Annotated in this window: 20 protein-coding genes; 9 read left to right on the top strand and 11 right to left on the bottom strand. The window is 70.9% G+C overall.

Annotation, left to right across the window (positions count from 1 at the left end):
* Positions 1-60: 60 nt before the first annotated feature.
* The 7 genes from ABZ855_RS34760 to ABZ855_RS34730 are packed head-to-tail and all read right to left on the bottom strand — an operon-like array spanning position 61 to position 7018.
* Positions 61-1176 carry an acyl-CoA dehydrogenase family protein gene (locus ABZ855_RS34760; RefSeq protein ID WP_360813663.1) on the bottom strand — a complete coding sequence of 372 codons (1116 nt, stop codon included), beginning with the start codon at positions 1174-1176 and terminating at the stop codon, positions 61-63.
* Positions 1173-2393, bottom strand: a complete 1221-nt coding sequence (locus tag ABZ855_RS34755) for an acyl-CoA dehydrogenase family protein (protein ID WP_360813661.1) — start codon at positions 2391-2393, stop codon at positions 1173-1175. The genes ABZ855_RS34760 and ABZ855_RS34755 overlap by 4 nt, the downstream gene beginning before the upstream one ends.
* Positions 2394-2405: 12 nt before the next feature.
* The gene (locus ABZ855_RS34750) at positions 2406-3554 is read right to left on the bottom strand and encodes a thiolase family protein (RefSeq protein ID WP_360813659.1); all 1149 of its coding nucleotides are present in this window, start codon (positions 3552-3554) and stop codon (positions 2406-2408) included.
* Entirely contained in the window at positions 3551-4030 is a 480-nt protein-coding gene (locus ABZ855_RS34745; RefSeq protein ID WP_360813657.1) for an OB-fold domain-containing protein, read from the bottom strand. Before ABZ855_RS34745 ends, ABZ855_RS34750 begins: the two co-directional genes overlap by 4 nt.
* A gap of 1 nt (position 4031) precedes the next feature.
* A complete protein-coding gene (locus ABZ855_RS34740; protein ID WP_360813655.1) occupies positions 4032-4943 on the bottom strand; it encodes an SDR family oxidoreductase in 912 nt (303 codons plus the stop codon).
* Between the two features lie 39 nt (positions 4944-4982).
* On the bottom strand, positions 4983-5693 hold the full coding sequence (locus ABZ855_RS34735) for a hypothetical protein (protein ID WP_360813654.1): 711 nt from the start codon (positions 5691-5693) through the stop codon (positions 4983-4985).
* Entirely contained in the window at positions 5693-7018 is a 1326-nt protein-coding gene (locus ABZ855_RS34730) for a phenylacetate--CoA ligase family protein (RefSeq protein ID WP_360813652.1), read from the bottom strand. The genes ABZ855_RS34735 and ABZ855_RS34730 overlap by 1 nt, the downstream gene beginning before the upstream one ends.
* A gap of 149 nt (positions 7019-7167) precedes the next feature.
* Between ABZ855_RS34730 and ABZ855_RS34725 the strand changes: the two genes are divergently transcribed.
* The 4 genes from ABZ855_RS34725 to ABZ855_RS34710 are packed head-to-tail and all read left to right on the top strand — an operon-like array spanning position 7168 to position 12331.
* A complete protein-coding gene (locus tag ABZ855_RS34725) occupies positions 7168-8247 on the top strand; it encodes an amidohydrolase family protein (RefSeq protein ID WP_360813650.1) in 1080 nt (359 codons plus the stop codon).
* Between the two features lie 26 nt (positions 8248-8273).
* Entirely contained in the window at positions 8274-10751 is a 2478-nt protein-coding gene (locus ABZ855_RS34720) for a GNAT family N-acetyltransferase (protein WP_360813648.1), read from the top strand.
* Entirely contained in the window at positions 10748-11722 is a 975-nt protein-coding gene (locus ABZ855_RS34715) for an LLM class flavin-dependent oxidoreductase (protein ID WP_360813646.1), read from the top strand. The genes ABZ855_RS34720 and ABZ855_RS34715 overlap by 4 nt, the downstream gene beginning before the upstream one ends.
* A gap of 21 nt (positions 11723-11743) precedes the next feature.
* Positions 11744-12331 carry a PaaI family thioesterase gene (locus ABZ855_RS34710; RefSeq protein ID WP_360813644.1) on the top strand — a complete coding sequence of 196 codons (588 nt, stop codon included), beginning with the start codon at positions 11744-11746 and terminating at the stop codon, positions 12329-12331.
* Here ABZ855_RS34710 and ABZ855_RS34705 read toward each other — a convergent pair.
* Positions 12325-13476, bottom strand: coding sequence for an acyl-CoA dehydrogenase family protein (locus ABZ855_RS34705; protein ID WP_360813642.1), 1152 nt, complete (start codon positions 13474-13476; stop codon positions 12325-12327). The genes ABZ855_RS34710 and ABZ855_RS34705 overlap by 7 nt on opposite strands.
* Before the next feature lie 49 nt (positions 13477-13525).
* Complete coding sequence (locus tag ABZ855_RS34700; RefSeq protein WP_360813640.1) at positions 13526-14914, bottom strand: GH1 family beta-glucosidase; 1389 nt, start codon at positions 14912-14914, stop codon at positions 13526-13528.
* Between the two features lie 263 nt (positions 14915-15177).
* Here ABZ855_RS34700 and ABZ855_RS34695 point away from each other — a divergent pair, with 263 nt between their 5' ends.
* A complete protein-coding gene (locus ABZ855_RS34695; RefSeq protein ID WP_360813797.1) occupies positions 15178-16689 on the top strand; it encodes a glycoside hydrolase family 43 protein in 1512 nt (503 codons plus the stop codon).
* A 105-nt stretch (positions 16690-16794) separates the two neighbouring features.
* Positions 16795-18558: a cellulase family glycosylhydrolase gene (locus ABZ855_RS34690; RefSeq protein WP_360813638.1), complete on the top strand. Its 1764-nt coding sequence runs from the start codon at positions 16795-16797 to the stop codon at positions 18556-18558.
* Between the two features lie 72 nt (positions 18559-18630).
* Here the strand turns inward: ABZ855_RS34690 and ABZ855_RS34685 are convergent, their stop codons facing one another.
* Positions 18631-19692, bottom strand: a complete 1062-nt coding sequence (locus ABZ855_RS34685; protein WP_360813636.1) for a LacI family DNA-binding transcriptional regulator — start codon at positions 19690-19692, stop codon at positions 18631-18633.
* 173 nt (positions 19693-19865) lie between these two features.
* Here ABZ855_RS34685 and ABZ855_RS34680 point away from each other — a divergent pair, with 173 nt between their 5' ends.
* Positions 19866-21212: a jacalin-like lectin gene (locus ABZ855_RS34680; RefSeq protein WP_360813634.1), complete on the top strand. Its 1347-nt coding sequence runs from the start codon at positions 19866-19868 to the stop codon at positions 21210-21212.
* A gap of 52 nt (positions 21213-21264) precedes the next feature.
* Here the strand turns inward: ABZ855_RS34680 and ABZ855_RS34675 are convergent, their stop codons facing one another.
* Positions 21265-22173 carry a helix-turn-helix transcriptional regulator gene (locus ABZ855_RS34675; protein WP_360813632.1) on the bottom strand — a complete coding sequence of 303 codons (909 nt, stop codon included), beginning with the start codon at positions 22171-22173 and terminating at the stop codon, positions 21265-21267.
* Between the two features lie 128 nt (positions 22174-22301).
* Here ABZ855_RS34675 and ABZ855_RS34670 point away from each other — a divergent pair, with 128 nt between their 5' ends.
* Positions 22302-23081: an MBL fold metallo-hydrolase gene (locus tag ABZ855_RS34670; protein ID WP_360813630.1), complete on the top strand. Its 780-nt coding sequence runs from the start codon at positions 22302-22304 to the stop codon at positions 23079-23081.
* A 54-nt stretch (positions 23082-23135) separates the two neighbouring features.
* Positions 23136-24092, top strand: a complete 957-nt coding sequence (locus ABZ855_RS34665) for a hypothetical protein (protein ID WP_360813627.1) — start codon at positions 23136-23138, stop codon at positions 24090-24092.
* Positions 24093-24163 lie beyond the last annotated feature (71 nt).

The following is a 24163-nucleotide window of genomic DNA, read 5'->3' as shown; positions in this document are numbered from 1 at the left end:
GAAGGGCCCCGGGGATTCACCTGAACCCCGGGGCCCTTCGCCGTCTGCTCGGCTCTCCGGTCAGATGCCGAGCCGGTCCAGCAGCCGCTCGTGGTACACGGCCGGGCCGCCGAACAGCAGCTGCGAGGACTTGGCGCGGCGGAAGTAGAGATGGGCCGGGTGCTCCCAGGTGAAGCCGATGCCGCCGTGGACCTGGATGTTCTCCATGGCGGCGAACATGTACGCCCGTGAGCAGCACGCGTGCGCCACGGCCGCCGCGACCGGGAACTCCGCGGCGCCCTCGGCCGCCAGCCGGGCCGCCTCCCTCGACGCGGCCTCCGCCAGTTCCACCTGGACGAGCATGTCGGCGCACTTGTGCTTGACCGCCTGGAAGGTGCCGATGGGCCGCCCGAACTGGTGCCGGACCCTGGCGTATTCGGCGCTCGCCTCCAGACACCGGCGTGCCCCGCCCGCCTGCTCGGCGGCCAGTCCCACCGAGGCGATGTCCAGGACCTTGGCCATGATCCGTCCGCCCGCCCCGTCCGCGCCGACGGGTGTCGCCGGTACGGCGTCGAACGTCAGCCGGGCCATGGCCCGGGTCGCGTCGAGGGTCTCCAGGGGCTCCGCGGTCAGCCCGGCGGCCTCCCGGTCCACGGCGAAGAGGGTGGGTCCTGCGACGGTACGGGCGACGACGAGGATCAGATCGGCCGTCGTACCGTCGATGACGAACGACTTGCGGCCGCGCAGCCTCCATCCGCCGTCCCCGTCCGGCAGGGCACGCGTCGACACCAGGGCGGGGTCCCAGGAGCCGCTGTCCTCGGCGACGGCGAGGGTGGCAGTGATCCGTCCCTCCGCGATACCGGGGAGGTGCCGTGCGCACGCCTCGCTGTCTCCCGAGGCCAGCAGGGCCTGGGCGGCCAGGACGACGGTGGCGAAGAACGGCGAGCACAGCAGGGCGCGGCCCATCTCCTCCAGTACGACGCCGAGTTCGACCGGCCCGAAGCCGTCGCCGCCGTACTCCTCGGGGATCGCCAGGCCCGGCAGGCGCAGTTGGTCGGCGGCCTGCGCCCAGACCGCCGGATCGAAGCGCGGCTCGCTCTCCATGAGTTTGCGGACCGCGTCCTCGGACGACTTGGCCTCCATGAACTCCCGTACGGAAGCCCGGAGTTCGCGCAGTTCACTCTCGCCGGCGGTCATGACCGCACCTCCTTGGGCAGGCCGAGGACACGTTCCGCGAGGATGTTCTTCATGATCTCCTCGGTGCCGCCGAGGATCCGCAACGCCGGGGTGGCCAGAAGGAGTTCGGACCAGGCGTACGTCCCCCACGTGCCGGTGTCGGCGATGATGCGGGGGCCGAGCACGTCGGACACGAAGTGCGCCGCACGGGTGAGGTTCTGGCCGTACATGAGCTTCGAGACGGACATCTCGGGACCCGGCGCGGTTCCGGCGCGGAGTTTGCGCAGGGCACGGGCGTTGAGGTGTTCGGTGGCCATGGCGTCCACGAGGAGTTCCGCGAGGCGGCCACGCAGGGCGCGGTCGTCCCAGGTCCAGGTGGCGCGCATGAGTGCGGAGAGGTGGTCGGGGGAGAGGGCGGCGGCCACCGGGCCGGCGCCCTCGCTGCCGACGGTGGCGCGCTCGTTCATCAGGGTGGTCAGGGCCACCGTCCAGCCGCCGTCGACCTCGCCGAGGCGGTGGTCGTCGGGGATGCGTACGTCGGTGAGGAAGACCTCGTTGAAGTCGGCGCCGCCGGTCATCTGCCGCAGCGGCCGGACCTCGACGCCGGGGGCGTCCATGGGGACCAGGAAGGCGGTGATGCCCCGGTGCTTGGGCGCGTCCGTGTTCGTGCGGGTGAGCGCGAGGCCGATCTGGCTGTGCTGGGCGACGGAGGTCCACACCTTCTGTCCGTTCAGCACCCATGCGTCGCCCTCCCGCACGGCCTTCGTCGCCACGCTCGCCAGGTCGGAGCCCGCGCCGGGTTCGCTGAAGAGCTGGCAGGCGATGGCGTCCCCGCGGTACATCGCGGGCAGCCAGCGGTCCTTGATGTGGGGCTGGGCGTGGGTCAGGATCGTCGGTCCGATCATGCCGAGACCGATCACCCCGAGCACGCCGGTGTCGGCGACCTCGTACTCGGACTCGATGGCGTCGTAGAGCAGGTCGTGGACGGGGGTCAGGCCCCGGCCGCCGTACTCCACCGGTCCGGTGATCCAGCCGAAGCCGTTCTCATGGCGGATGCGCTGCCATTCCCGCGCCCGCCGCACGAACTCCCTTTCCTGGTCCGGCGGAAGGCTGCTGAAGTACGCCATCGAGTCGTCGCCCTCGCCCCAGATGCGGGCGGTGCGATCGGGGGCCTTCGCCACATGGGCGTCGAGGAATCGGCGCACCTCGGCGGCGAAGTCCTGCGTGTCCTGGTCCATGAGCCTGTTCCCTCAGGTCGAGAGGATCGTCACCGCCGACGCGCCGGGCGCGCCGTACAGGTGGGTGAAGCCGACGCGGGGTGTGCCGGGGATCTGGCGGGTGCCCGCCGTACCCCGCAGCTGGAGCACGATCTCGTGGATCTGCCGCAGCCCGGAGGCGCCGATCGGCTCCCCGTTGCCGAGCAGGCCGCCGTCGGTGTTGACCGGGAGCCGGCCGCCGATCTCGGTGACGCCCTCGGCGATGAGGCGCTCCTGCTCGCCGTCCTTGCAGAGGCCGCTCTCCGCCATGTGGATGATCTCCGACCCGGCGTCGGTGTCCTGGAGCTGCGCCACGTCGACGTCCTGCGGGCCGATGCCCGCGAGTTCGTACGCAGCCCTGCAGGCGTCCACGGTCGGGCTGTCGACGGGGTCGCCGACGGGGAACGACGGGCTCTGCACCTCGAAGGCGCCGAGCCTGCGGCTGCGCAGGGCGGTGGCCCGGACACGCACGGGCGTCGACGTGTACTTGTGGGCCTGGTCGGCGCGGCACATCACGACGGCCGCCGCGCCCTCGTTCGGGCCGCAGTACATGAACTGGCGCAAGGGGTAGTTCAGGACGGGGGAGGCGAGAACCTCCTCGGGTGACATCGGCGTACGGCGCCAGGCCTTGTCGTTTCCGGCGGCGTTGCGGAAGTTCTTCGAGGCCACGCGGGCGAGCGTCTCGTGGGAGATGCCGTGGTCGTGCATATAGCGGTTGATCTTCATGCCGAAGAAATGGGTGGTCAGGAAGAGCCCTGTCTGCCCGTACCAGGCCGGGATCCCGGCCACGGACGGGTCTGCGGCGAACGCGCCGCGCGGGTGCTTGTCGAGGCCGATGGCGATGGTCAGGTCGTGCTCGCCGGTCTCGATCGCTCGGGCGGCCATGGCGACGGCGGTACCCGCGGTGGCGCAGCCGTTGAAGACTCCGCGCAGGGGTACGCCGGTGAGGCCGAGCCGGCCGACGATGGCGTCCGGGTTGGCGACCTCGTAGCTGCCGATGTAACCGCCCTGGATCTGCGGCCAGTTGACCCCCGCGTCGGCGAGGGCGAGGCGTACCGCGTCCGCGCCCATGTCCAGGGCGGGCTTGTTGCCGAACCGGCCGAAGGGGTGGAGCCCCACGCCGATGATGACTGCCTCGGTCATGCTGTCTCCTCCTCCGGCCGGCCGGACTCGTCGGACCGTTCGGACTCTTCGGCTGGCGCGAACGCGAACGTCATGACCTCGGTCCCGTCGTCGAGCACGTTGTAGGGCACGAGGGTGAGCCGCATGTCCTGGCCGATGCGGAGCCTGTCGGGGTCGGGCTCGGTGAGGCGTGCCTCGACGAGCAGCTCGCCGGGAAGCTCGACGTATCCGACGGTGTAGGGCTCGAAGGCCACCGGGCCGTCGTACGGCGGGGACGGCGGGCGGAAGCTCTGCGTCGTGTACGTCCACAAGATGCCCCGGTCGGCCAGCAGCCGTTCCTTCGACTCGGTGCTCGCGCACCTGACGCAGTCCCGGGCGGGCGGGAAGCTCACCAAGCCGCAGTCCGCGCACTCGGAGCCGATGAGACGCGGGGGTGTGGCGGGGTCGGCAGTCCAGGTGAACAGGCCTTCGGCCACCGGTTTCTGAGTGGTCGTCATGTCACGCGCCCTTCCGTTCGCCCAGCGCGTCCGCGTTCGGGGCCGCCTTGGCCACCAAATTCGGGACGACGGAGGACAGCTGTTCCGGTGTCCACCGTGACTCGGCGCTCGCGCCGGGGCCGTTGACCCAGCCCTCCAGTACGGTGATCCGGTTGCCGACCACGCCGAACACCCGGCCGGTGACCTCGCGCGAGGCGGCCGAGCCGAGCCACACCACGAGCGGTGAGATGGCCTCGGGGGTGAGGTCCTGCGCCTCGGCGGCCCGCTTCATCATCTCGATGTCCTCGGTCAGCCGGGTGAGCGCGGTCGGCGCGATGGCGTTCACCGTCACCCCGTAGCGGGCGAGTTCGGCGGCGGCGATGAGGGTGAGGCTCGCGATGCCGGCCTTGGCGGAGCCGTAGTTGGACTGCCCGGGGTTGCCGAAGATGCCGGACGGGGAGGTCGTGTTGATGACCCGGGCGTCGTTGACGTGACCGGCCTTGGCGCGCTCCCTCCAGTACGCGGCCGCGTGGTGCAGGGTGGCGAAACCGCCCTTGAGATGGACGGCCAGCACGCTGTCCCAGTCCTGTTCGGTCATCGACACGATCATCCGGTCGCGCAGGATGCCCGCGTTGTTGACCAGCACGTCCAGGCCGCCGTAGGTGTCCACGGCCTGCTGGACGAGGTGCGCCGCGCCGTCCCAGGTGGAGATGTCGTCCGTGTTGGCCACGGCCTCGCCGCCGGCCGCGACGATCTCGTCCACCACACTCTGTGCGGGTCCGGCCGAGGCGCCCGCCCCGTCGCGCGAACCGCCCAGGTCGTTGACCACGACCTTCGCGCCCTGTGCGGCGAACGCCAGGGCGTGGGCCCGGCCGATCCCGTTGCCCGCACCGGTGACGACCACTGTGCGGCCGTCGACCACTCCTTCGGACATCCTCAACTCCTCGATGATGGCGGTCAGTTCGCCTCTGGGTCAGTTGGCTTCGGCGAGCAGCACCCGGGGGTCGTCGCCGCCGCAGGCGCACCGGCCCGTGACGACACGGCCCGGAATGCCCAGTGGTGTCTCGGGCAGCGGCGAGGTGCGCCCCTCCCCCGCCGCCACGGTCAGCTGTCCGTCCCGCTCGCCGACGCGCCACTCGGTGGCGTTGACGTGCGCGCCGGCCCGCTCGGGGCACTCCAGCGCGAGGGCCGGTCCCACCGCCGAGATCAGCGCGGCGGGCACCCCCGCTCCGCGCAGCAGCGGTACGGCCCCGGGCCTGGCCAGGACGACGGACGTCGGCCGGAACATCTCGCCTATGTCGGCGCCGCCCGCCAGCCCCTCCAGGGTCTCCGCGGACAGACCGATGACCGTGTGCGGCGCGAGCTCACGATGGAAGACGGAGGTACGGCGGTGGTCCCAGCCCATCGCCTCGGCGATGCCGTACGTCACCTTCAGGGTCCGCAGGGCGCCGATCACGGCGTGCCCCCAGAAGCCCTCGAAGCCGGAGGCGGTCAGCAGTGCCCGTTGGCCGGCGGCGAGGCCGTGCTCCCGCAGGCGTTCGGTGACCCACGCGGTGTCCCGGGCGAGTTCCGCCCAGGTCAGCTCCACGTCCGTCATACCGTCGGCGGCGGGGAAGCGCACCAGGTAGGCGAGTTCGGGGCGGTCGAGTCTCCTGGCGCGGGCCAGGGTGTCGGCGCGGGCCATCAGCTCTTCACCACCCGGGGGAACTTGGCGACGCTGGTCATGGTCTTCAACAGGTCCTCCTCGGTGCGCATGTCGAGCACCGGCTTGACTCCGGTCCGCTCCCGGACGGCTTCGCTCAGCCGCCCGGCCAGGGCGTCGACGTCGCCGGTGAGGGTGGGGTCGTAGCCGACGCGCAGCCGCAGTTCGTCGACCTCGCGGCCGTCACGGACGATCTGGAACACCCCGGCCACGGTCTCCGGCTGGTCCTCCACCGCCTGCCAGATGTCCCGCAGGACCACGGAACGCCCCTGGACCAGCGTCTCGTCGCCGCGTCGTCCGGCCACCCACATCCGGGCGTGCGTACGGCCGCAGCCGCAGGTGTCCCGGGAAAGGCGGACGAGGTCCTCGCTGCGGTAACGGATCAGGGGCGCGGCCCTGTTGTCCAGGTCGGTGGCGACCAGTTCACCGAGGTCGCCCTCCTGGGCGTCGCGCCATCCGCCGTGTTCGTCGACGTCGACGCACTCGGCGAAGACGGTGTCCTCCCAGAGGTGGAAGCCGTCGTGCTCACGGCACTCCCAGGCGGTGCCGGTGTCGGCGGCGCTGGTGTACTCGTAGACGTCGATGCCCCAGTCGTCGCGGATCCGCTCGCGCATTTTCCGGCTGAGCGGCTGCCCGGCGCACGAGGCGCCCTTCAGGGAGGAGAACGCCTCCCGCAGGTCGGTCCGCTCGGCCAGGTGCTCCAGCTCCACCATCTGCGGATACATCATCTGCAGATAGGCGGGCCGGTAGGTGCGCAGGGCCTCGACGACCTCGTGCATCTTCCCCATCCAGGTGTCCACCTCGATGACCACGGCGCCCAGTGCCTGGTATCCGGGGTCCATGAGGTTGCGGAAGGTGCCGGGCGGGCTCAGCACCCGGTCGCCCGGCCGCAGGCCCAGCTCCCAGAGGTCACGCACCTGTGCGGTCACCAGGGGTGGGGCGTCCTGCCAGATCTCGGGGAAGAACTCCGGGTCGCCGGTGGTGCCCGAGCTGGAGGAGACCGAGGTCAGCTCCTCGACCGGGACGCAGAGCATCCCGCCGAAGGGGTCGCCCGTGCGGGCCCGGTAGGCGCGCACCATGTCCTTGGTGATGAACGGGACCCGTTCCCGGAAGTCGTCCAGGGTCCGGATGTCGCGCGGGTGAGCCCCGTGGGCGTCCCAGAGTTCGCGGTAGAAGGCCGAGTTGCCGTAGGCGTACTCGACGAGCTCCAGGACGCGTTCCTCCTGCCGTGCCCGCAGTTGTTCGCGGGGCATGGTCTCCACCTGGGGCTCGAAGTACCTGTCGTCGGGGTCCTTGTCACCCACCATGGCGCCTCCTCGCGGCTCGGTGCCCAGATCTTCCAGCTATCAGCGCAATCAGTCAACCAATTCTACGGATTCAAGCCCACCCTTCCCTTCGACCGCCCATACAACTAAAATCGCTTACTGATTACACCTCATGGCCCCGAAGGAGCGGCATGTCGAAGATCTGGGTCAACTCGGGGGACTCCCACGTGATGGAGCCCGCCGACCTGTGGACCGAGCGGCTGCCCGCGCGGCTCGGCGACCGCGCCCCGCGCAGCGAGCGTGGCGAGAAGTACGAGATGCTCTACATCGACGGCGAGCGCATCGACCGCCAGCTCGGCGACTTCATGGACGCCATGCGTCCGCCGGGCGCCTGGGACCTGAAGGTCCGCCTCAAGGACCTCGACCAGGAGGGTGTGTGGTCCCAACTGGCCTTCCCCTCCATGGGGTTCTGGCTCGTCTCGATCACCGACCGCGAACTCGCCCGCGAGACCGTCCGGGCCTGGAACGACTGGGCGCACGAGGAGATCCTCAGCAAGAACAACCGCGTCATCACGACCGCGTGCGTCTCGACGGCGGACATCGGCGACGCGGTCGCCGAGCTGGAGCGGGCGGCGGAGCTGGGCTTCAAGACCGTCTTCCTGCCGTGCTCGACCCGGGAGGGCGAGGAGTACGCGCTCGACCGCTGGGAGCCGCTGTGGACGGCGGCCGAGCGGGCGGGCATGGTGCTCGGCTTCCACATCGGCACGGGCGGTGAGAACGTCGTGTTCCGCGGGCCCGGCGGCGCGGTCGTCAACTACATGGAGACGACCTACCCGGGGATGCGCGTGGTCTCCCACCTGGTCGCCGGAGGCGCTCTGGACCGGCACCCGGATCTGAAGATCCTCATCGCGGAGGGCGGTGCGGGCTGGATGCCGGCCATCGGCGACCGGATGGACGAGGCCTACCGTCAGCACGGCATGTTCGTCCGGCCGAAGCTGAGCAGGCTGCCCAGCGAGATCATCAGGCAGCAGGTGTACGCCTCCTTCCAGCACGACAAGAGCTCGGTGGAGATCGTCGAGTCGACCGGCTACCGGAACGTGATGTGGGGCGACGACTACCCCCATCTGGAGGGCACCTACGGCCACACCCAGGCCACGCTGCGCGAGCTGTTCGACGGTGTGTCCGACGAGACCCGCGACCGGGTCACGCGCGGCACCTTCAACGAGCTCTTCGGCCTGCCCGAGCAGACTCCCCAGGAGGCGGCCGTCTGAGCGGCGACGCCGACGGCGGAACTCCGGTGACCACTCCCCCGCACTCCGAAGACCCGGTCCCCGCGGACCCGCACCCCGACGACCGGTATCCCGAGGATCTGGAACGGCCCGGACTCGTCAGGACCGGGCGGTCGACCTTCGTCCGGCCGATCCGGCCCGAGGACGCCGACCGCCTGGTGGCGTTCGTCGGCGGTCTGTCCCGGGCGACCCTGGCCTACCGCTCGCTCGGGCCGGTGGTCCGCATGCGCGACGACGTCATCCGGCGCGGCGCGCACGTGGACTATCTCAACGAACTGGCTCTCGTCGCGCTGGCCGGCGACGAGATCGCCGGTCTGGTCCGCTATGTCCGCGACCCGGCGGAACCGGAGCACGCCGAGGTCACGTTCACCATCCGCGACGACCACCAGAGCGAGGGCTTCGGCCGGCTGCTTCTGGAGCACATCGCCGCCGCCGCCCGCACCCGGGGCGTCCGGGTGCTGGAGGCCGACGTGCTCGCCGACAACACCCGGATGATCAACGTGTTCCTCGGCTCCGGCTACCGGATCGAGGCCGGGCCGCCCGGTCAGATCATCCACTTCGAGATCGCCATCGACCCGCAGGCCCAGGCCGTGGCCCGGGCCGAGCGCCGTGAGCACACGGCCGTGCGGCGATCGCTCAGACCCCTGCTCGAACCCCGGTCGGTCGCCGTGATCGGCGCCAACCGCGACCCGCTCACGATCGGCCACGAGATCGTGGCCAATCTGCTCCGGGGCGGCTTCGGCGGCGCCGTGTTCCCGGTCAACCCGCGCGCGGACCGGATCGCGGGGGTGCGGGCGTACGCGAGCGTCCGGGATCTTCCGGAGCCGCCGGACCTGGCGCTGGTGGCCGTACGGGCGGGGGCGGTGCCCGAGGCCGTACGGGAGTGTGCGCAGGCCGGTGTCAAAGCGGTGGTCGTCGTCTCCACCGGCTTCGGGGAGACCGGAGCCGAGGGGCGGGCGACCGAGGTGGAGCTGGCCCGCTTCGCCCGTGCCTCCGGAATGCGGCTGGTGGGCCCGAACTGCATGGGCGTGGTCAACACGACGCCCGCCGCGCGGCTGGCCGCGACCTTCTCGCCCGCCCTGCCACTGCCCGGCCGGGTGGCGATGTCCAGCCAGTCCGGGCCGCTCGGGCTCGCCGTCCTCGACTTCGCCAAGCGGTTGCGGCTCGGTTTCTCCGGCTTCGTGTCGGTGGGGCACGCCGTGGACGTGTCCACCAACGACCTGTTGCAGTGGTGGGAGGAGGACCCGGGGACGTCGGTGATCCTGCTGCACGTCGAGACCTTCGGCAATCCCCGCCGGTTCGCCCGTGTCGCCCGCCGGATCGCCCCGCGCAAACCGATCGTCGCGGTGCATCCGGGCCACGCGGACTCGGCGGTGAGCTCCCTGTTCGCGCAGTCCGGCGTCATCCGCACCCGGGGACTCCAGGAGCTGTTCGACGTCGCCCTGCTGCTCGCCCACCAGCCTCCCCCGCCCGGCAACCGGGTCGCCGTGATCACCAATGCCGGTGGCCCGGCGGCGCTGACGGTCGGGGCCTGCGTGGCGAACGGCCTGTGCGTGCCCGCGCTCGGCGAGCGCACCCGGCAGACGCTCCGTTCCGCCCTGGCACCCCGCGCCGAGGTCGCCAACCCGGTCGACCTGACCCCGACGGCCACCGCCGCGCACTACCGGCAGGCCCTGGACGCGGTCCTGGCGGACGACGACATCGACGCGGCGGTCGTCCTGTTCATGCCCCCGCTGGCCGACAAGCCCGACGAGGTGGCGGCGGCGATCCTCGACGCGGCGTCGGCCCGGCCCGACAAACCGGTGCTGGCCAGTTTCCTGGGCGGGGCGGGCGTCGCCGATCTTCTGCACCGGGGCGACCTGGTGGTCCCGACGTACACGTTCCCCGAGGCGGCGGCCGTCTCGCTCGGCCACGCGGCGGCGTACCAGGCCTGGCGCGCCACGCCCGCGGGCGTCGTGCCCGATCTCCCGGGTGTCGACACCGACCGTGCCCGGTCACTGCTCGCCGCCGCCGCTCCCGGCGCGGTCCCGGCAGCCGTCGCCGCCGAACTCCTCGACTCGTACGGCATCGCCGTACGGGACACCGAACCCGGCCCGGGCCCGGACGCGTTCCTCTCCGTGCGCGCCGACCCGGTCTTCGGCCCGGTGATCGCCTTCGGCCTCACCGGGGACTACGCCGACCTCATGGCGGACGTCGCCCACCGGGTCACGCCGCTCAGCGACCGCGACGCGCGGGAGATGGTCCGCTCGCTGCGGGCGGCCCCGCTGCTGGACGGCCGGGCGGGCGGCCCGGGAGTGGACCTGGCCGCGCTCGAGGAGACCGTCCTGCGGCTCTCGGCGATGGTCGAGGACCTGCCGGAGATCGAGGGGCTGGAACTGCGCCCGGTACGGCTGCTGCCGCCCGGCGACGGGGTGGCCGTCGCCCACGCGACGGTCCGGCTGGCCGACCACTCCGCCCACAACTCCAAGGGAGGTGGCCGCTCATGAGAGTCGGCATCTACTTCGACCTGCGCAATCCCCCGCCGTGGCGGCAGAGTTGGTCACGGCTGTACGGCTTCACCCTGGAGATGTGCGAGGAGGCGGACCGGCTGGGCCTCGACTCGGTCTGGTTCTCCGAGCACCACGGCTTCGAGGACGGCTATCTCCCCCAGCCGCTCACCATGGCCGCCGCGGCGGCGGCCCGCACCCGCCGGGTGCGGCTGGGTACGGCTGTCATCCCCGCCCCGCTGCACGCGGCCCCCGAGATCGCCGAGCAGGCCGCGGTCGTCGACATCATCAGCGACGGCCGGCTCGATCTGGGACTCGGCACCGGCTACCGGGTCCCGGAGTACCGGTTGTACGGCGGCGACCTCGGCAAGCGCTACTCCACGACCGACCAGCGGGTGAGGGAGATCCGGGGGCTGTGGGCCGAGTCTCTGGTCACCCCGGGCCCGGTCCAGGATCCGCTGCCGATCTGGCTCGGCTACCAGGGGCCGCAGGGCGCCCGGCGGGCGGGCCGACTCGGCACCGGGCTGCTGTCGCTCAACCCCGCCCTCCTCGATCCGTACCGCGAGGGACTCGCCGAGAGCGGGTACGACGCCTCGACGGCCCGGATGCAGGGCTCGTTCACCACGTTCGTCACCGACGACCCGGACGGCGACTGGCCGGTGGTCCGCAAGCATCTGTCGTACCAGTGGGACAGTTACCGCCGATACCTGGTGGAGGGCACGGACCAGCCGGTGCCCCGCCCGATCGACCCCGACAAGTGGCGGGAGCGCGGTCTGGAGGCGAGTGGCGTCGGCCAGTTTCTCTACGGCACCCCGCAGACCGTCGCGGACGCCATCAGGGAGTACGTACGCGGGCTGCCCGTCGAGGGCGTGTTCCTGTGGGCGTCCCTGGCCGGGATGCCCGAGGAGCTGATCGCCCGCCAAGTACAGCTGATCGCGGGGAAGTTGCGTCCGCTGCTCGCCGACGCCTGACCACACACCGAGGAGCACAGCATGTCGACGACCGGAACCGACGGGACCGCGGCCACCGGAATATCAGGCGCGGCTGGAGGGACGGTGTCGAACGGGCACTGGGCCGGGACGGGTATGCCGGAGCCGCCCCGGACCGCCGGGGGCGTGACCCTGTGCGGTGGCTGCCGCGTCCTCGGGGCGTGCAGGCTGGGCGTGGAGCGCGAACGCCTCGACGAAGACGGCGTGGCGCGGTTCGAGCTGAGTTGCCCGCGCTCCCACGAGGGCGGGCCCGATGTCGCGCACGGCGGCTGGACGGCGGCCGTCCTGGACGACTGCCTCGGCCATCTCCCGTTGCTGCACGGCGTGATGAGCGTGACGGCCGAGCTGACGGTGAAGTTCCTGAAGCCGGTACCGGTGGAGCGACCGCTGGAGCTTCGGGTGTGGGCCGACCGGCGGGAGGGCTCGCGGTGGTACATCACCGGCGAGCTGACGCTGGCGGGGAGCGGGGCCGTACTGGCCCGTGCCTCCGGCGTCTGGGTGACCCGCGACCAGGGCCACTACGCGCGGCACGCGCAGTGGCTGGCCGGGCAGACCGCCGACGGCACCGAAGGCCGGGCCGGGGGTCAGTAGGACCGCAGTCCCATGCTCCGGGCGATCCCGTTGCGCTGGATCTGACTGGTTCCCCCGGAGATGGTGGCCACGATCGACTCGCGGTAGCGGAAGCTCATCACGCTCTCGGTCGAGAACCCGTGCCCCGCGCAGACCTGCATCCCGAGCCGGGCGGCGGCCACGTATGTCTCCGACCCCTTGAGCTTGGCCATCGAGCCCTCCCTCGTGCACGGCTTGCCCTGAGCGAGCAGCCAGGCGGCGCGATACGCGAGCAGCCGGGCCGAGTCGATCTCCGTCTGCAGGTCGGCCATGGCGTGGGCGAGCGACTGGAAGTTGCCGATCGGACGCCCGAATGCCTGCCGGGTGCGGGAGTATTCGAGCATCTCGTCGAGCGTGGCCTGAGCGGCGCCCAGATAGCCGCCGCTGATGATCACCTTCTCCAGTTCGATGTTGGAGAGCATCACCTTCCAGCCCTCGTCACGCGGGCCCACGAGGTTCTCCTTCGCCACCAGGACGTCATTGAAGAACACCTCGTTGGTGCCCAGGATGTGCCGGGCCAGGGTCGGTGTCCGGCGCACCTCGACGCCCTCCGTCGACGGGTCGACGAGCAGCAGGCTGATGCCGCCGTGCTTGGGCTCGCGCGGCCCCGTGCGCACATAGGTGGCGATGGTGGTGTCGGGCAGGCCGCCGCCCGTGCACCACGCCTTCTGGCCGCGGACGAGGAAATGGTCCCCGTGGTCCTCGGCGGTGGTGCGCAGCGCGGCGGCGTCGGATCCGCTGTCCGGCTCGCTGAGGCCGACGGCGAGCCGGTGGCGCCCGGTCATCACCTGGTCGCGGATGAAGTCGCGCTGCGCCTCGTTGCCCCAGCGGAACACCGTGATCCCGGGGATGAGCACCCCGATGTAGCACATGGCGACGTCGAAGCTGGCCCGCCCCAACTCCTCCGCGATGAGGACGAGTTCGAGGGGGCCGCCGCCGTCGCCGCCCTCGTCCTCGCTGAACGGCAGCGAGAACCACCCCAGGTCGGCCATCCCGCGGAACAGCTCCGGCGGTACGACGCTCCGCTCGTCCCACTCCTTGGCCTTCTCGGCCGGGCACACGTCGGCGACGAACTGCCGTGCCGTCGCGCGCAACAGGTCCTGCTCGTCACTCAGCCCGAAGTCCACGGTCACTCCTCGCCGCCAGCAGTACATTCATCTAGCTAATTATTCTATGTTAGCGGATAACAGCCGGGTGCGCGGCGATCAGCCCCCGGTACCAGTGGTAGCTGTCCTTGGGGGTGCGGGTCTGGGTGTCGTAGTCGACGCGGATCAGGCCGAACCGCTGGTCGTAGCCGCGGGCCCACTCGAAGTTGTCCAGCAGCGACCAGACGTAGTAACCGCGGACGTCCACTCCGGCGGCGATCGCGTCGGCGACCGCCTGAAGGTGGTCGGCGAGGTAGCGGGTGCGGTCGCCGTCGTGGACCTGGCCGTCGGGGGTGACGGTGTCGGCCTCGGCGGAGCCGTTCTCGGTGATCCAGATCGGAGGCAGCCGGGGGTAGCGGTCGTGGAGTTGGGCCAGCAGTTCGGTGAACGCGGAGGGGACGACCGGCCAGCCCATGGTGGTGTGCCGGGTGCCGTACGGGTCGGTCTCGGCCACGCCGACGTCGACCGCGGTGCGCTGTTCGGGATCGGGCTCCCGGTGAGGTGCGGCGGTCACACAGATCGGCCGGTAGTAGTTGAGGCCGACGAAATCCAGGGGTGCGCCGATCACCGCCAGGTCGCCCGGCTGTCGCCAGGGGCCGTCGGCGAGGCCGGCCCAGGTCTCGGCCTCGTGGGCGGGGTAGCGTCCGGCGAACAGCGGCTCGGCCCAGACGTCGTTGTGCAGGGTCTCGGCGCGGCGGCGGGCGGCGAGGTCGTCGGGCTGGTCGGAGGCGGCGTGGACGCGGTCCAGGTTGAGGGTGATGCCGATCTCCTGGCCACCCGCCGCGCGCAGGGCACGTACGGCCAGGCCGTGGCCGACGAGCAGGTGGTGGGCGGCGGCCAGCGCACCGCGGCCCTCCCGGGTGCCGGGCGCGTGGCGGCCCTCGGCGTGGCCGACGAAGGCGGAGCAGTACGGCTCGTTGAGGGTGATCCAGCGGTGCACCCGGTCGCCGTAGCGCTCGGCGGCGAGCGCCGCGTACGCCGCGAACGCCTCCGCCGTCTCCCGGACTCGCCAGCCGCCACGGTCCTCCAGGGCCTGCGGCAGGTCCCAGTGGTAGAGGGTGACGGCGGGGGCGACGCCCGCGGTCAGCAGCTCGTCGAGCAGACGGTCGTAGAAGTCCAGGCCCTTGGTGTTGACCGCGCCGGTGCCCTCGGGCAGCAGGCGGGACCAGGAGATCGAGAAGCGGTAGTCGTGGACGCCGAGTTCGCGCAGCAGCGCGATGTCCTCGCGGTAGCGGTGGTAGTGGTCGGCGGCAGTGTCACCGGTGGCGCCGTCGAGCGTACGGCCCGGGGTGTGGCTGAAGGTGTCCCAGATGGAGGGGCCCCGGCCGTCCTCGTCGTGGGCGCCCTCGATCTGGTAGGCGGCGGTGGCGGCACCGAAGCGGAAGGCGGGGGGCAGTACCGGGAAGGCGGGGCTGCTCATGCGGTTCCGTTCTCGGAGGAGGCGAAGGAGGCGAAGGACGCGCCGCTTGTCATGGCCTGGGGGCGAGTTGAAGCGCTTCGACGCTGCCATCGGTTCGACGCGCTGTCAATGACACGCGGCAAAGTAACTTTCTCAGCGTTACCGCCTCTTGTTTCGTGAGAAACATGTCATTAGCGTTCTCCGCCAGGTGAAGCGCTTCGATGGATCGGCGGGCGGGCGCCGTGCCGGACCTCGACCACCGCACCCCGAAAGGACTTGACCTCGTGTCGGACAAGCAGCAGGCGGACGCCTCCCTCCCCAATCCCGTCATTCCGGGTTTCCACCCCGACCCCAGCATCTGCCGGGTGGGCGACGACTACTACGTGGTGTGCTCCAGCTTCGAGTACTTCCCCGGCATCCCCGTCTTCCACAGCCGCGACCTGTTCCACTGGACGCAGATCGGCAACGCCCTCGACCGACCGGAGCAGCTCCGGCTGCCCGCCGACACGCCGGCGTCCGGCGGTATCTACGCCCCCACCCTGCGCCACCACGACGGCCGCTTCTGGCTCATCGTCACCAACGTGACGGAGGGCGAGGGCAACCTGCTGTTCACCGCGACCGACCCGGCCGGGCCCTGGTCCGACCCGATCCGGCTGTCCGAGGTCCCCGGCATCGACCCGGACCTCGCGTGGGACGAGGACGGCACGTGCTGGTGCACGATCGCCGGGGTCTCGCAGGTCCGCATCGACCCGCACACCGGGGAGGCGTTCGGACCTCCGCGCAAACTCTGGTCCGGCGCGCCGGGGGCCAAGGCGCCCGAAGCACCGCACCTCTACCGGATCGGCGACTACTGGTACCTGCTCATCGCGGAGGGCGGCACCGAGCGGTGCCACGGTGTCTCGATCGCCAGGGGACGTACACCGGCGGGCCCCTTCGAGCCGTGCCCGGACAACCCGGTCCTCACCCATCGCGGGACCGACGAGCCCATCCAGAACACCGGCCACGCGGATTTGGTCCAGGGGCCCGACGGCTCGTGGTGGCTCGCCCTGCTGGGCGTCCGGCCGCGCGGCGGAACCCCGGGCTGGCACGTGCTGGGCCGCGAGACCTTCGTGGCACCCGTCGAATGGGTGGACGGCTGGCCCGTCGTCGGCAAAGTGACATCCGAACTGCCCGCGCCGGCCTGGCCGCTCGTCCCCGGCCCCGCCGAGGCGGTCCGGGACGACTTCGACCTCAGCGAACTGCGACCGAAGTGGATCTCCCTGCGCGACCGTCCGGCGGAGCTCTGCACCACCAAGGAACGGGCCGGCTGGCTGACGCTGCGCGCCCGGGGCGGCTCCCTGGACGAGCCGGACGTGGTGTTCGTCGGCCGCCGCCAGCAGCACCTGGCCTGCGAGGCCCGCACGCGGATCGACCCGGCGGAAGGGCGCGGCGGCCTCGCGGTACGACTGGACGAGGAGCACCACTACGAGATCGAGGCATCCGAAGGAGAGGTGCGCGTCCTCAGCCGCGTCGGACCGCTGCGCACGGTGGTGGGGTCCCTGGCCGTGCCCGCAGGTCCCGTGGTCCTCGGTGTCCGCATCGCCCCCACCCCTCCCCGGGACGCCCGCACCGGCCCGGACACCGTGACGCTCGGCGTGGCGGAGCCGGACGGCACATTCACCGCGCTCGGCGCCCTCGACGGCCGCTATCTGTCGACGGAGGTGGCCGGCGGCTTCACCGGCCGGGTCATCGGCATGTACGCCGCGACCGGCACGGTCCACTTCGACTGGTTCGACTACGCACAGTCCAACTCCTGACCCCCTGTCACGACACCGTTCGAGGACGGCCGGCCCCTCGGCCGGCTGTCCCCGGCACCCCCCCACGGGCGGAGCCCCCGCTCGTCCCACAGGGAAGGATCGAACATGAAAGGAACGCAACAGCCCGCCCCGCGCCGCAGTCGCGGCCCCGGCCGTCTGTTCCGCCTCGTCCTGGCGCTGGTCGCCGCGATCGGGCTGACCAGCACCACCGCGTTCGCACTGCCGAGCCACGAGGACGTCTCCCCCGCCCGGCTCCCGCTGCCCCGGCTCGCCGCCGCCACCCCGATGGACACGGTGGCCGCGATGCAACCGAGCTGGAACCTGGGCAACACCCTCGACGCCATCCCCGACGAGACGTCGTGGGGCAACCCGCCCGCCACCAAGGCCCTGTTCGACACCATCAAGGCCCAGGGCTTCCGAAGTGTCCGGCTCCCCGTCACCTGGGGCGGCCACCAGTCCGCCACCGCCCCCTACACGATCGACGCGGCATGGATGAACCGCGTCAAGCAGGTGGTCGACTGGGCACTGGCCGACGGCCTCTACGTCGTGCTCAACGTCCATCACGACTCATGGCAGTGGATCGCCACCATGCCCACCGACCATGACAACGTCCTGGCCCGCTTCAAGGCCACCTGGACCCAGATAGCGGCCACGTTCCGCGACTCCCCGAAATCGCTGCTCTTCGAGAGCAACAACGAACCCCAGTTCGACAACACCACCGACGCGCAGGGCAACCAGTACAACAACGAGCTCAACACCGCTTTCCACACCCTGGTGAGGCAGTCCGGCGGCAACAACGCGACCCGGCTGCTGGTGCTGCCCACCCTCCACACCAACGCCGGCCAGGACTTCCTGGACATCCTGGCCGCGGAGATGAAGGCGCTGAATGACCCCGACCTCGTCGCGACGGTGCACTACTACGGCTACTGGCCGTTCAGCGTGAACATCGCGGGCGGCACCCGGTTCGACGCCACCTCGCAGCAGGACTTGACGGACACCTTCACCCGGATCCGCAACACGCTCACCTCCAAGGGCATCCCCGTCTACCTGGGCGAGTACGGCCTGCTCAACTTCCCCGACCACAACCACCCCGCCCGCGTCGAACTGGGCGAGTCGCTCAAGTACTTCGAGCAGTTCGGCTACGAGGCCCGCGCGGCCGGAGTGACCACCGCCCTGTGGGACGCCTTCAACTTCCTGAACCGCACCACACTGCAGTGGCGCGACCCCGCCATCATCGACCAGATCAAGTCGAGCTGGACGACCCGCTCCGGCACCGCCTCCTTCGACCGGATCTTCCTGGCGAAATCGAGCGCGATCACCGCCCAGACGCTCACCATGAACCCGAACGGCGGTACCTTCCGGGGCCTGTGGCAGGGCGGCACCATGCTCGCGCAGGGCCGGGACTACACCGTCTCCGGCAACCAGCTCACCCTCACGGCCGCAGCCCTCACCCGGCTCGCGGGCAACCGCGCCTACGGGGTCAACGCGACCGTCGAGGCCCGCTTCAGCCGGGGAATCCCCTGGAAGATCCACGTGACCACGTACGACAGGCCGGTACTCTCGAACGCGACGGGCAACACCAACGGTGTCACCGTCCCCACCCAGTTCCGCGGTGACCAGCTGGCGACCATGGAGGCCAAGTACGCCGACGGCGGCAACGCCGGCCCGACGGACTGGACCCCCTACCAGGAGTTCAACGAGGCCTTCTCCCCCGACTATCCGGGCAGCGCCCTCCTGCTCACCTCCAAGTTCGTCAACTCGCTGCGGGACAACACGCAGGCGACGCTCACCTTCCACTTCTGGAGCGGAGCCACCGTGACGTACCGCGTGACGAAGTCCGGAAGTTCGGTCGCCGGCACCGTCGGCTGACGCCGGTCGTTCCTGCCCGGGTGCCTGCTTGGGCACCCGGGCTCCGGGCTCCCGGCTTCCGGGCCGCTCCGCTCAGCCCTTCGGCGGAGCCGTGCTCTCCCGGACGGTGAGGGTGGTGGCGATCTCCACCCCCACCTGGGGCACGTCCTCGCCCCGGCCCAGTGCCAGTGCCATCTCGGTGGCGGCCGCCGCCATCTCCGCGAGCGGCTGGTGGACCGTCGTCAGCGGCGGATCCACCCAGGCCACAGCCGGAACGTCGTCGAAGCCCACCACGCTCAGATCCTGGGGGATGCCCAGCCCGAGCTCGCGGGCGGCCCGGTAGACGCCCAGGGCCTGCATGTCGTTGGCGGTGAAGACGGCGGTGGGGCGGTCGGGGCGGGACAGCAGCTCGTGTGCAGCCGTGCGGCCGTCCTCCCGGGTGAGGAGGGTCCTGACCACCAGGTCGGGGTCCACCGGCAGGCCGGCCTCGGTGAGTGCGGAGGTGTACCCGGCCAGACGTGCGAGGCAGAAGGGATGATCGGGCCCGCTGATCATGGCGATGCGCCGGTGCCCGAGTCCGATCAGGTGCCGGGTCGCGGCCTGGCCGCCCCTCCAGTTGGTGGCGCCCACGAACGGTACGTCGTCGGGGAGTTCCTCGTTAGGGTCGAAGACGACGAACGGGATGCCCTTCGCGGTCAGTCGGTCCCGTTCCTCCTCCGAGAGCTGCGCCACCGAGAGGACACACTGCGGGCGCCGGTCCACGGTTTCGTCGATGGTCCTGGCCGGAGTGTCCTGAAGACCGAACTCCGACACCAGAACGCCGACCTTGTTCTTCCTGGCCACCCGTTCGACACCGCGAATGATCTCCACGGCCCACATGTTCTCCAGCTCCCGGAAGACCAGTTCGACGAGTTTGCTGCGGTTCTTCGGGGGCTTGCGGTAGCCGTACCGGTGGATCAGCTCCTCGACGCGCGCCCGGGTCTCGTCCGACACACCCGACCGGCCGTTGAGGACCTTCGACACCGTGGGAACCGACACTCCGGCGGACTCGGCGATGTACGCGATGGTGACCGCGGCCGGTCCCTTCCCGCTCCCGCCCGTGCTCCGCTCGTCGGTCGCGTCCGTGGAAGGTGTGTCTGATCGGCTGTCCGGCACGGCGGTCGGTCCCCATCCCCTGGCCCAGTGAAACGGTCAGTCTGACATCCCGGCAGCTCCTGGCCTGGACCACCCGGTCAAATTTCGATCTCTCCCGACCGAGCCGGCGACAGAAGCGCGTTACCAGCGGTAAGTTCCCGCTGCCCCCTCCACCTTCACAGGAGTTCCGCACTATGCGCCGTCTTCTCACCTGCCTCACGGTCGCGGCCGTCGCCTGCGGCGGGTTCGCCGCGACCGCCTCCCCGGCAGCCGCCGCCGACCCGGCCTCCGGATCCTTCAGCACCCTCACCTACAACGTCGCCGGTCTGCCGGCGATCCTCTCCAGCGCGTCCACGCCGCGCGACACCAGCACCACGGCCATCGGCCAGCGCATCGCGCCGTACGACATCGTGCATGTCGAGGAGGACTTCAACTACCACGCCAACCTCTACGCGGCGGACACGGCGCACGCCTACCGCACGCCCACCAGCGGTGGCGCCGGTATCGGCAGCGGGCTCAACACCCTGTCCAAACTCCCCTACGACGAGGACGACTTCGAGCGCGTGCGCTGGAACTCCTGCCAGTGGGACTCCGGCGACTGCCTGACGCCCAAGGGGTTCACCTTCATCCGTGAGCGCCTCGCGGAGGGCGTCTACGTCGACTTCTACAACCTGCACACCAACGCCGGTACCAACGACGGCGACCAGGCGTCACGCGCCGACAATCTCAGCCAGCTCACCGACTTCATCAAGTCCCACTCCGCCGGCAACGCCGTCGTGGTCATGGGCGACACCAACACCCGCTACACCCGCGCGGCCGACACCATCGCCGAGTTCGGCGCGGCCAACGGGCTCACCGACGCCTGGGTGAAGCTCGTCCGCGGTGGCACTCCGCCCGCCAAGGGCAGCGACGCCCTGGTCTGCGACCAGACCGGGCCCACTGTCCCCAACACCTGCGAGGTCGTCGACAAGGTCCTCTACCGCGGCAGCAAACTCGTGTCGCTCGACGCCACGTCGTACAACAACGAGCACGCCAAGTTCCTCACGGACGGCGGTCTCATGCTGTCCGACCACGACCCGATCGCGGTCGGCTTCTCCTGGTCCCGCAATGCCGCCTTCCAGCTCAGCGACCAGTTCGGCGGACCGCACGGCGACTACTACAACGACATCGACGCCGTACCGGCGGGCGCCCGCCCGGTCAGCATCTCGCTGCGCGCCGGCTCTCGCGTCGACGGCGTCGGCCTGACCCTCGGCAACGGCACGGTCCTCAGCCACGGCGGCTCCGGCGGAACGGCCTCGTCCCTGACGCTGGGCAGCGGGGAGTACGTCACCTCCGCCCAGCTGTGCCAGGCGGAGAAGAGCGGCCACACCCGGATCTTCTACGCCAAGTTCGACACGAACCTCGGCAGAAGCCTGTCAGGCGGCACCACCACGTCCGACTGCGTGACCCGCACCGCGCCCGCGGGATGGCAGCTCGCCGGGTTCCACGGACGCTCCGGTGACGAGATCGACAAGCTGGGCTTCATCTTCACGAAGCGCTGATGTCTCTGCTTGCACGAAACGCGGTCCCCGGAGTCAACCGCGGGGACCGCGCTCACTGTTGCCCTCGGTGGGTCTGCCGGAAGGACCCCGGTGTCTCGCCGACGTGACGCGTGAAGAACTTGCCGAAGTTGGTGGGTTCGGGAAAGCCCAGGCGGCGGGCGATGGTCGCCACCGGCTCGTCGGTGTGGGCGAGGAGCCGTCGGCCCTCCAGGGCGACACGGGCGTCGATGACGTGCTTCACCGGCTGCCCGGTGGCGGCCGTGCACGCGCGGGTCAGGGTCTTGACCGTGTAGCCGAGGCGGTGGGCGTAGTCGGCGGCGCGGCGGGTGGTGGCGTACGAGCGTTCCAGCTCGGCCCGGAAGCGGGCGTAGACCTCGCCGCCCGCGTACGGGTCGCTCCCGCCGCCGTCCTTGGGCAGTCGGTCGACCTGCAACAGCACGGTGGCCAGCAGGAGTTGGAGGATCTCCGCCGACACGGCCTGCTTCGGCCTGCCGTACTCGGCCCTCAACTGGCCCAGCAGGGTGGAGAGCACCGCGTAGGTGGGGCTCGCGCCGAGTTGCCAACACGCTGATCCGTACCACTCGTTGACGAGTCGGTCGGCGCTGCTGCTGTGCGGTGGGAAGGCCGGCGTGAACAGCAGATGCGTGCCGTTCGCCGTCCCCGGCCGGACGAAGCTCTGCACCTGACCGGGGCGCACCCACAGCAGGGTGCCGGGGCGGCAGGGGTAGGTCACGAAGTCGATCGCGTGTTCGCCGCTGCCTTCGGTGATGAGGGTGAGGGTGTGGAAGTCGACCCGGTGCACCAGGTCCGGCCGTCTGCGCCGGCGTCGGCGCCGCTCGTGCAGGGTCGCGAGATCGATGATCTCGAAGCCGGGGACCCGTTCCTCGGGCGGATTGAAATCGAGGCGAAGGATGGCGCCGTCCCCCGGCGGATCGGCGCCGTCCAGGTTCGCGAAAACCATCAGGATCTCCGAATGTCCTCGATTTACCATGCCGAGTCTTCAGGCTATCTCGTCTGCCTGCGGTTCTACGACAAGAGTGGAGGACAGCGAAGCGGCGTCAGGCCGCCTTCACCGCAAGGAGCATCCCCATGAACGGCACGGTCACGGTTCTCAACAAGGGCGCGGTCCGCGTCCACAGCTACATGTCCCCGGCCGACACCTTCCACACCACCACCCAGCTGATCGAGACGTCGGCCCGGATCATCGCGATCGACGCCCAACTGATCCCCGCCTACGCCGACGAGGCCGTCACCTACGCCGAGGGGCTCGGCAAGCCCCTGGACCGGCTGATCGTCACCCACGCCCACCCCGACCACTACAACGGCGCCGCCCGCTTCGGTGTCCCCGTGCACGCGCTGGCCCAGGTGCGCGAGCAGATCATCGCCCGCGGCGACAGCAACCTGCCCACCGGGCAGGTCGTCCCCCTCGCCGACTTCACCCCGGGCGTGACCATCGTGCCGGGCACCGAGGTCATCGACGGCGTCCCGTTCGTCTTCGAGGCCGTCTCCGGCGGTGAGGCCGCCGACGAACTGCTCGTCAAGCTGCCCGAGCAGGGAGTGCTGATCGCCCAGGACCTCGTCTACCACGACGTCCACCTCTACCTCGGCAACAACGACATCACCGGCTGGCAGCAGGCTGTCGACGCCCTGGCCGCCGAGTCCGGCTACGACACGGTCCTCGCCGGCCACGGCCTGCCCACCGGGCCGGAGGTCTTCGAGGACGTCCGCCGCTATCTGACCGACGCCCGTGAACTGCTCGGCGACGACGGCGACGAGTACAAGAAGGCGATCGTCGACCGATACCCGGCCCACGTCGGCCCGTTCATCATCGACATCGCCAACCGGTCCCTCTTCCCCGCCGGCAACTGAGCCTCGCCTCCTTCCGCTCCTCGGTATTCACGTCTGAACCCCAAGGGACCTGTCATGCCGTCAACTCGGGTGCACGCCCGTTCCCCGCTCACCGTCCTCGCGGCCGCGGCCGCCCTACTGGCCACCGCCGCGACCGCCACCGCGGCCACCGAGCCGCTCTCCCGGCCCCACATCGCGGCCCACTTCGACCTGGCCGCTGAGCAGCAGCCCGAGAACATCACCGTCGGGGGTGACGGGTCCGCCTACCTGACCTTCTCCTTCGCCCGGCAGATCGTCCGCGTCGCTCCGTCCGGTCGTACCCGGGTACTGGCCGCCCTTCCGGCCCCCGCGAAGGCCGAAACCCCCAACCTGGGCAAGGCGTTCGTCGGCGGCATCGCCCGCGCCGACGACGGCACCCTGTACGTCACCTACGCCACCGGAACCGCCGACCTCACCGGCGTCTGGGCCCTGCGCCCCGGCGGCCACCCGCACCGCGTCGCCGCGCTTCCCGCCGACGGCCTGCCCAACGGCCTCGCCCTGGACCAGCGCACCGGCCGTCTCTACATCACCGACTCCGTGCACGGCGTCATCTACCGAGTCCCCGCACACGGCGGCAGGGCCGAAGTCTGGGCCAGTGGTGCGGCCCTCGAACCCAGCACCTTTGCCGGCGCCAACGGCCTGAAACTGCACAACGGTGCCGTCTGGGCCACCAACCTCGACAAGGGCACCGTCCTGCGCATCCCGGTCACCGCGCACGGTACGGCCGGAGATATCCAGGTCCGCGCGAGCGGCATCGCCTTCATCGACGACTTCGCGTTCACGGGGCGTGGTGACACCCTCCTCGCCGCCCGCGACGACAACGAGGTCGACCTCGTCCGCCCCGACGGCACGCACACCGCCGTACTCACCGCGGGCGACGGCATCCAGACCCCGACCTCCGTCGCGGTCCACAACGGCACGGTGTACGTCCCGAGCGCCGCCTACCTCACCGACGAGGACCCCAACCTCCTGCTGGCCCACCTCGACCGCTGACGGGACAGGCATGCCCGAGACTCCCCCTGAACGGCGAACTCCTCCGCCGGCGGCGGCTGTTGGGCGTCGCG

The sequence above is a fragment of the Streptomyces sp. NPDC047042 genome (assembly GCF_040644035.1).
Lineage (GTDB): Bacteria > Actinomycetota > Actinomycetes > Streptomycetales > Streptomycetaceae > Streptomyces.
The sequence above is the reverse complement of the archived record's forward strand: the minus strand, read 5'-3'. Positions and strand labels throughout refer to the sequence as shown.